This is a genomic window from Paenibacillus zanthoxyli JH29 (assembly GCF_000520715.1).
GTDB classification, from domain to species: domain Bacteria; phylum Bacillota; class Bacilli; order Paenibacillales; family Paenibacillaceae; genus Paenibacillus_AQ; species Paenibacillus_AQ zanthoxyli.
In genome coordinates, this window is the sequence record NZ_ASSD01000157.1 from 1 (window position 1) to 7,810 (window position 7,810).

General features: G+C 55.0%; 6 protein-coding genes and 1 pseudogene. 2 read left to right on the forward strand and 5 right to left on the reverse strand.

Translation table 11 applies throughout. From position 1 onward, the window contains the following. Both L691_RS28010 and L691_RS0106035 read right to left on the reverse strand, forming a co-directional pair. A pseudogene (locus tag L691_RS28010) lies at positions 1 to 221 on the reverse strand (HAD family hydrolase); the annotation flags it as partial. An 88-nt stretch (positions 222 to 309) separates the two neighbouring features. Continuing rightward, positions 310 to 1,047 (reverse strand): alpha/beta hydrolase, encoded by a 738-nt coding sequence (locus L691_RS0106035; protein ID WP_025689402.1) that lies wholly within the window; start codon positions 1,045 to 1,047, stop codon positions 310 to 312. A gap of 360 nt (positions 1,048 to 1,407) precedes the next feature. On the opposite strand from L691_RS0106035, the gene ilvD reads away from it, so the two are divergent. Beyond that, on the forward strand, positions 1,408 to 3,093 hold the full coding sequence (ilvD, locus tag L691_RS0106040) for a dihydroxy-acid dehydratase (RefSeq protein ID WP_025689404.1): 1,686 nt from the start codon (positions 1,408 to 1,410) through the stop codon (positions 3,091 to 3,093). Between the two features lie 103 nt (positions 3,094 to 3,196). Here the strand turns inward: ilvD and L691_RS0106045 are convergent, their stop codons facing one another. Both L691_RS0106045 and L691_RS0106050 read right to left on the reverse strand, forming a co-directional pair. Continuing rightward, on the reverse strand, positions 3,197 to 4,540 hold the full coding sequence (locus L691_RS0106045) for a GH1 family beta-glucosidase (protein ID WP_025689406.1): 1,344 nt from the start codon (positions 4,538 to 4,540) through the stop codon (positions 3,197 to 3,199). A 263-nt stretch (positions 4,541 to 4,803) separates the two neighbouring features. Then, positions 4,804 to 6,183 (reverse strand): polysaccharide deacetylase family protein, encoded by a 1,380-nt coding sequence (locus L691_RS0106050; protein ID WP_025689407.1) that lies wholly within the window; start codon positions 6,181 to 6,183, stop codon positions 4,804 to 4,806. A gap of 237 nt (positions 6,184 to 6,420) precedes the next feature. On the opposite strand from L691_RS0106050, the gene L691_RS0106055 reads away from it, so the two are divergent. Next, positions 6,421 to 7,614, forward strand: a complete 1,194-nt coding sequence (locus L691_RS0106055; protein ID WP_025689408.1) for an AI-2E family transporter — start codon at positions 6,421 to 6,423, stop codon at positions 7,612 to 7,614. Here L691_RS0106055 and L691_RS28015 read toward each other — a convergent pair. Next, a partial coding sequence (locus tag L691_RS28015; protein WP_036735624.1) for a penicillin-binding transpeptidase domain-containing protein occupies positions 7,580 to 7,810 on the reverse strand: 231 nt, incomplete at its 5' end. The genes L691_RS0106055 and L691_RS28015 overlap by 35 nt on opposite strands.

Consider the following 7,810-nt stretch of genomic DNA (forward strand, 5'->3'; position numbering starts at 1 on the left):
TACCCGGTGATTCGGCCTTTCGCATCCTGCACGGTGCCGAGCAGCAGGTTCTTATCCCCTGTAAAGTCCGCGCCAATCAGCGCCATTTGGGTATCCATATCCCGAAGCACGGATTCCGCCCATGTTCCCCACATTTCCATCAGATCAAGCAGCGTGCCGTCCTTGTCGAACAGGATGGCTTTGCAGGGCACCGAAATGCCATTCACATGCAGTAGAGGCACCTTCGCTCCTCCCTTCCGTCCTTATATTTTTCAGCCTGGCGCCCGGCCCGGCAGCCGAAGGAGCCTGAGCTGGCCGACCCATCCGGGACTAGCGCAGATTGCTCATCCAATCAAGCAGCACCCGCACCGTTTCAGCCTGCTGCCGATTCTCGGAAATCGTCGCCTCACCGTCCCCCTTTTGCGGTCCATAGCTGCCGAACTGGGCGTGATTGCCGCCTTCAAGCGAGTAGTACACAGTGTTGTCCGGCAGATAGGCTCTGCCCTCAAGATATTTCTTGCGGTCCAGAACCTTGTCCTCGGTGCCAAGTACCGACAGCGCCGCCAATGTCGTCGACTTCAAGCTCCCTTTTTCATCCGGATAGGAGGCCAGAAAGAACACGCCTTCCAATTCGTCCGGGTGGCTCGCGGCAAACCGCGAAGCCATAACGCCCCCCAGCGCATGACCGCCAAGGATAAAGGACAGCTTGGGATGCACGCGGATAATATCCTCGGCTGCGTCGCTCCGGGTCACCGCGAGATTGAGCGGCATGCGGGCGATATAGACCGGATGTCCGGCTGCTGCCAGCCGTCTGGCCAGCGGCGCATAGGCTTCGGCCTCGACCAGGTCGCCCGGATAGAATATAATGCCTGTCACGCTCGCCGTGGAAGGCTCGAAGGAAATCCAGTTATCATTCCGCTGGGCGAGGATTCCCCTGCCGGAGACGAGGGCGCCTTCGGCCTGTCCTTCCGGGGTGTAAGGCTTCAAATAGAACCAGAGAGCCCCCACCGTAGCCGCGCCAAATGCCAACAATATAATAAGACCGCGCTTCGTACGTTTTTTAATCAAGATGTCCACTCCCAGGTATACCGCATACGTCCCTTAATTCTTAAGGAAAATTATAGAGGAATCGATACACGCAAACAACCTTCAGCCCTTGACGCAGCAGGGTCTTATGGGTAGTGCTTTCATGCGTTTATTTGTGATAAACTTAACATCGCCCGGTAGAAAAACCCGGCTCTTTGTGATAGACTCTACTAATAGGAAAAACCGCTATTATTATAGAAACGGCGCCGGCCACCCTCTTTTTCATAGAGCTGGACCCTGTTCTTTCTATAAACCGCGGCTTCGCGGCTCTTCAGAGAGCAGTGCGTTAATGCGGCAAAATATTGGAATTGCAATAGAATAATTAAGGGGGAACTTTTTAGTATGGCAGCCAAGAAAATGCGTTCAGACATGATCACAAAAGGCTTCGACCGGGCTCCGCACCGCAGTCTGCTGCGGGCAGCCGGCGTTAAAGATGAGGATTTCGGTAAACCGTTTATCGCGGTCTGCAATTCCTATATCGATATCGTGCCAGGTCATGTGCATCTCCAGGAATTTGGCAAAATCGTCAAGGAAGCAATCCGCGAAGCGGGCGGCGTTCCTTTCGAATTCAATACGATCGGCGTTGACGACGGCATCGCGATGGGACATATCGGCATGCGCTACTCGCTGCCGAGCCGCGAGATTATCGCCGACTCCCTGGAAACGGTCGTATCCGCGCACTGGTTCGACGGCATGGTCTGCATCCCGAACTGCGACAAAATTACGCCGGGCATGATGATGGGCGCGCTGCGCGTCAACATCCCGACCATCTTCGTCAGCGGCGGGCCGATGAAGGCCGGCGTGGACAGCAAAGGCCGCAAGCTGTCGCTGACTTCTGTATTTGAAGGCGTAGGCGCCCACCAGGTCGGCAAAATCAACGACGCGGAGCTGCTCGAACTCGAACAATACGGCTGTCCGACCTGCGGTTCCTGTTCCGGCATGTTCACCGCCAATTCCATGAACTGTCTGGCCGAAGCGCTGGGCCTCGCCATGCCGGGCAACGGCACAATCCTGGCCGTGGCGGAAGAGCGCAAGGAATTCGTGCGGCAGTCCGCCAAGCAGCTCATGGAACTGATCAAGCTTGATCTGAAACCGCGTGACATCGTGACGAAGGAATCGATCGACAATGCGTTTGCGCTCGATATGGCGATGGGCGGTTCCACCAACACCGTACTGCACACGCTGGCATTGGCGCAGGAAGCCGGAATCGAATACCCGCTGGAGCGGATCAACGAAGTGGCTAATCGCGTACCGTACCTGGCCAAGCTGGCCCCCGCTTCGGACATCTTCATCGAGGATGTGGACCGTGCGGGCGGTGTCAGCGCCGTGCTTAACGAACTGCTGAAGAAGCCGGGCACGCTGTTTGGCGAGTGTATGACCGTTACCGGAAAGACGCTGGCCGAGAATGTTAGCGGACACGAAATCCAGGATACGAGCGTTATTCATAAGCTTGACAATCCGTATTCCCAGGTCGGCGGATTGTCCGTCCTGTACGGCAACCTCGCTCCGGAAGGCTCGATCATCAAGGTCGGCGCGGTTGACCCGTCCGTGGGCGGCTACCATAAAGGGCCGGCCATCTGCTTCGACTCCCAGGAGCAGGCGCTGGAAGGCATCGCCGGCGGCAAGGTCAAGGAAGGCCACGTCGTTGTTATCCGCTATGAAGGTCCGAAAGGCGGACCGGGCATGCCGGAAATGCTCGCCCCGACCTCGCAGATCGCCGGCATGGGCCTTGGCGCCAAGGTCGGCTTGATAACCGACGGCCGCTTCTCGGGCGCTTCCCGCGGCATCAGCATCGGCCATATCTCGCCGGAGGCGGCGGAAGGCGGACCGATCGCTTTTGTCCGGGACGGCGACATCATCGAGCTGGATCTGAACAACCGCAAGATCGAGCTGCACGTCAGCGATGAGGAACTGGAAGAACGCCGCAAAGACTGGAAAGAGTTCGAACCGAAGGTGAAGACGGGCTATCTGGCCCGGTACTCCAAGCTTGTAACGAACGCCAGCAAAGGCGGCGTGCTGAAAATCTAGTTCCGAACAGCCGAAACCAAAGGCCGTGCAATAACAGCAACAAGCCCGGAGGGCGATTCGTCGACTGACGATGCCTCCGGGCTTTTTTCGCAGATTTACGTGATCAGCTCTCAACCTCGCCGGTTGCTATTACATCCTGGTACCAATAAAAGCTGTCTTTCGGCGTACGGACAAGCGTAGCGTAATCCGTATGAACGAGACCGAACCGCATGCTGTACCCGTAGGCCCATTCGAAATTATCAAGCAGCGACCAGGCAAAATATCCTTTGACCGGAATGCCATTCGAGATGCAGCGGTGAAGCTGGAGCAGATGCTTGTGCAGATAATTGATCCGCTTCGTATCCGCTACGATTCCGTTGTCCGGCCCGTCGTTGTAGCAGGCCCCGTTCTCAGTAATATAGATTGGAATGTCGCCGTACCGGCTCTGAATATAGCTTAGCACTTTGTACAAGCCTTCCGGATAAATCGGCCAGCCGATATCCGTCCGGTCATAGCCCATCTCCACCGGCTCGCACGCCGTAAGGCCAGCGCTTTCATCATACCTTGCCAATGATCCGGAATAATAGTTGATGCCCAGGATATCGATTTTCTCATGAATGAGCTCCATATCCCCTTTTTGGATCGGCACCTCCGCTCCCTTCTCACGGAACCATTTTACCAGAAAAGACGGATATTCGCCCTTAAACACCGGGTCCATGAACCACTCCACATACCAGCCGTTCTCCCGTTTGCAGGCTTCGACATCCTTCTTTCGGCTGCTGTATGGCTCCATCCAGGTCACATTGGGCGCATAGCCAACCTCTCCCGTTAGGCCCAATTCCCGAAATTTCCGTACCGCGCTGCCGTGGGCAAGCAGCAGATGATGGGCAACGGTAACGGCGGTCTGCAAATCCTTATGGCCTGGCGCGTGGGTTCCCTGGTAGTTGGAAAGAAACGACACACACCAAGGCTCGTTAATCGTCAGCCATTTCTTGATTTTTCCACCCAGACTGCGGAACAGTGTATCGGCATAGGCGGCAAATGCATCCACCGTCTCCCTGTTCTCCCAACCTCCCGAATCCTGAAGGGATTGCGGCAGATCCCAATGATACAGCGTGCACACAGGTTCGATTCCATTCTCAAGCAGCGCGTCAACGAAAGTATTATAGAATTCAAGTCCTTTGGCGTTAAGCTCTCCCGTGCCTGCCGGAAAAATACGCGGCCATGCAACGGAGAACCGGTAAGATGTGATTCCGAGTTCCTTCATCAGGGCGATATCCTCAAGGTACTGATGATAGCTGTCGCAGGCGACATCCCCATTGTCCATGTTGTCTACCTTGCCCGGAATGCGGGAAAACGTATCCCAAATCGACATCCCTCTGCCATCTTCATTGTAAGCCCCTTCAATTTGATATGCAGCGGTTGCCGCGCCCCAGACAAAATCTTGTGGAAACTGTACGGTTCTCATTGGTATGACCTCCTATTGGAATTAGGCTGACAAATAATACGCCGACACTTCTATATTACATTTTTGGAGACTCAATGAGAATGTATTTATTTGTTTTTTGAAACAAGTCCATGAATCAGCCGTACAAAGCATTAAAATGACGGTGGACACAGCTTGGTTCGGGATAAAAGAAGGCCCTTCTTCCAGCAAGACGCACCAGGTACCGCCGCAGCGGACCGGATCAACGTCTGCAAGAAAAAGAGCCTGCTCAGTCGTCAGAGGAATTAGTGGGCGTGAGCGCCGGGAAATTCCTCCGCCGCCATACCATCCTCAAGCACCGTAACGGTCTCCTGCTTGCGCAGCTTCGTTCCGGTACACTTTTTTCCATAATGATCAAGCAACTGCGACACCGGCATCAGGATCATCTTGGGGACGAGCGCCTCGCTTCGTTCTTTTAGCCGGGCACCGCCAGCCGGGTGAATGACGCTGATCAGGATGCTGAGATAGAACTTTGTAAGGCTGGCAAACAGTCCCTCAGGCAGATCTTTGACGGTAAAGCCGAATTTCTCCGGCCCCCGGTTAATCATGGTGACACCATACAATGCCTTCGCTTCCGCGAGCGATTCGTCACCGGCGATAATCTCGGCGAGAACCGGCAGATCCTTATCCATCCGCCGGATCATCCGAATTGCGAGCTGCGCTGCGGAACGGGACTGTATGCCGAGCTCAAAGAGCTGCCGGTTGTCGACATGAATCTCAATGATGCTGTCGCCCTTGCTCAGCGTCATCCCGCGGTCCAGCGAAATCGTCTGGCCCTGGTATTCGCGGAGACGGTAATGAAGAAAGGGCAAATTCGGAGTTACGGTCCGCAGGCGGAACATGAGCCGGAAGCACCGCTCCCAAGTTAGCCATATCCCGACGAGCAGCCGCTTGCCGAAGGACATCCGGGAGAGTGGCGATTTCTCCGCAGCCTTAATCATATCGTCGATCCGGATGCTGCGCAGCCCCCGGTTCTTGGCTTCTTCCAAAGTGCGTTCGAGTGCGGACAACATTTGCTCCGGCGCCTCGGGATCGGCCCCCAGCGTCAAGCCGCAGTCATGCAGCAGCATGACTTCGCCGGGACCCAGACGTGCCAGCATTTTTTCCGTCAGCCGTTCCACTCCAAGATCTTTGCGCCAATCACCGAACATCGCCGACCATAGTACGATTTTGACATGGCGGCGCTTCGAGAAATCGAACAGGTTGACGATACCCCAAGGCGGACGGTAGTACGTGCTGCGCTCGCCGGTAATTCCGTAAATAATATCATTGGTGCGCTGAATCTGCTTGCATACCGTGCGGGGACGCATCAGCCAGTTGCTCTTGTGGATGTAGTTATGAATACCGACGAGATGGCCCTCGGCATGCATACGCCGAATCAGCTCGGGGTGCTGCTCCGCATGAGAACCGATTACAAAAAAAGTAGCCTTGGCATTGTACTTGCTGAGCAGATCAAGCAGCTTTGGCGTATACTTCGGGTCGGGCCCATCATCGAATGTGAGGGCAAATTCCTGTACCCCGATCCCTCTTCGGAAGACGCGGTAACCGAAGAGCCGGCTGATAATGCCGGGAATAAAAGCATAAAATGTCGAGATGTAGAACAACCAGAGCAGCAAAGTCTCCATTTTTCTTCCCCGCTTTTCTCCAGAGTGGACTTTAGAGCCGCTCTTACGTCTGCCAGCTGCCAGGCGGAATGCGGCCAAAGTGAGTATCTTCCGCCTAAGTGCGGACGTGAAATCAAAACATCACCCCCTATTTTACCACAGCTGTCAAAGAAAAAGACGGTTTTTTGGTAAAATCGTGTACAATGGAATACAGGTCAGTGAAAGAATGAATTCAAATGTAAAGGAGTCGTTAAATCCATGCTGCCTCTCTATAAAAAATATTGGCGTACCTTTTTCGATATCGGGCTGCTCGTTCTAACCGTCTACCTGGTCATGCTCGCCTTCAGCAAGCTGTACCAGCTGGCCGCTCCCGTGTTCCTCTCCTTCTTCGTGTTCATGCTCATCGAGCCGCTGGCGCGTTTCTTGAATCGCAAGGGGCTGCCCAAGTCGTTTGCCTCCGCGATCTCCGTGCTGCTGTTCCTGATTCTGCTGCTGGGGACACTGTTCGGCGCGGGGCTGCTGATCGCATCGCAGGCGCTGCAGTTTCAGGATAACCTCCCCCATTATACATATGTAGTGCAGCAGCATTTTATGGAGCTTACCACCTGGCTTCAGCAGAAAATAGCGAGCCTTCCGCCCAATATGACAGAGAAGCTGAACGGTTATTTCAAAAGCGCCACTGATCTTCTGTCAAGCTGGCTTATTATCTTCTTCAGATATATGATCGGCGTTCTCGGCACGTTCTCATCATTCATGGCCAATTTTGGGGTCGCCATCATTCTCGCATTTTTTCTCAGCATGGAGATCAAGGATTGGCGGCGGATCGCGCATGACAAAATGCCGAAGACGTTCAAAACAGCCTACAGTTTCCTGCAGGGCAACGTGTTTAAAGCCATCGGCTCCTATTTGAAAGCGCAGTTGATCCTGATTTCGATTACATTCGTCATTGTGCTGGCCGGCCTGTTCATCCTGAGGTCCGGAAACGAACTGACGATGGCGCTCGTCTGCGCGGTGTTCGACGTGCTGCCGCTGCTGGGCGTATCGACGATTCTGATCCCCTGGATCATCTATCTGTTCATCATCGGCAACACCCCGCTTGCGGTTGGGCTTATCATCCTGCTGGCCGTCGTCCTGATCGTCCGCCAGCTGCTGGAGCCGAAAATCACCGGCAACTCCATCGGCGTCTCCTCGGCGTTCCTCATGCTGTCCTTTGTCATCCTGTCGACTTCGGCCTTCGGTGTGGCGGGACTGATCCTGTCGCCTATTCTGCTGATTCTGATTAAAGAGCTGCTGCAGCAGGGCTATCTCAAGCAGTGGATTTCCCTCCCGCAGGAGGAATTCATCGTGTCTCCGTTCGCTTATAACGACGGGGACGGGGCTGCGGCTGACGTCTCTGCCACGGAAGGCGATGCAGGTATCAAGCATGAGGGGACTCGGCCAGAAGGTTCATGACCTCGCCGAATAATCGGGTCGCGGTGTGTGGGCTATCAGGAGCCGCGTTCTTGACCAGCACCGCAACCGCATATTTGGGCAGTTCCGCCGGACCGAAGCCGATAAACCATTGATGGTTGCGCGAAGCGCCCTTGACCATAGTCTGCGCCGTGCCCGACTTGCCCGCAAGCGCCCAGCGTCCGCTGCGCAGCGACTG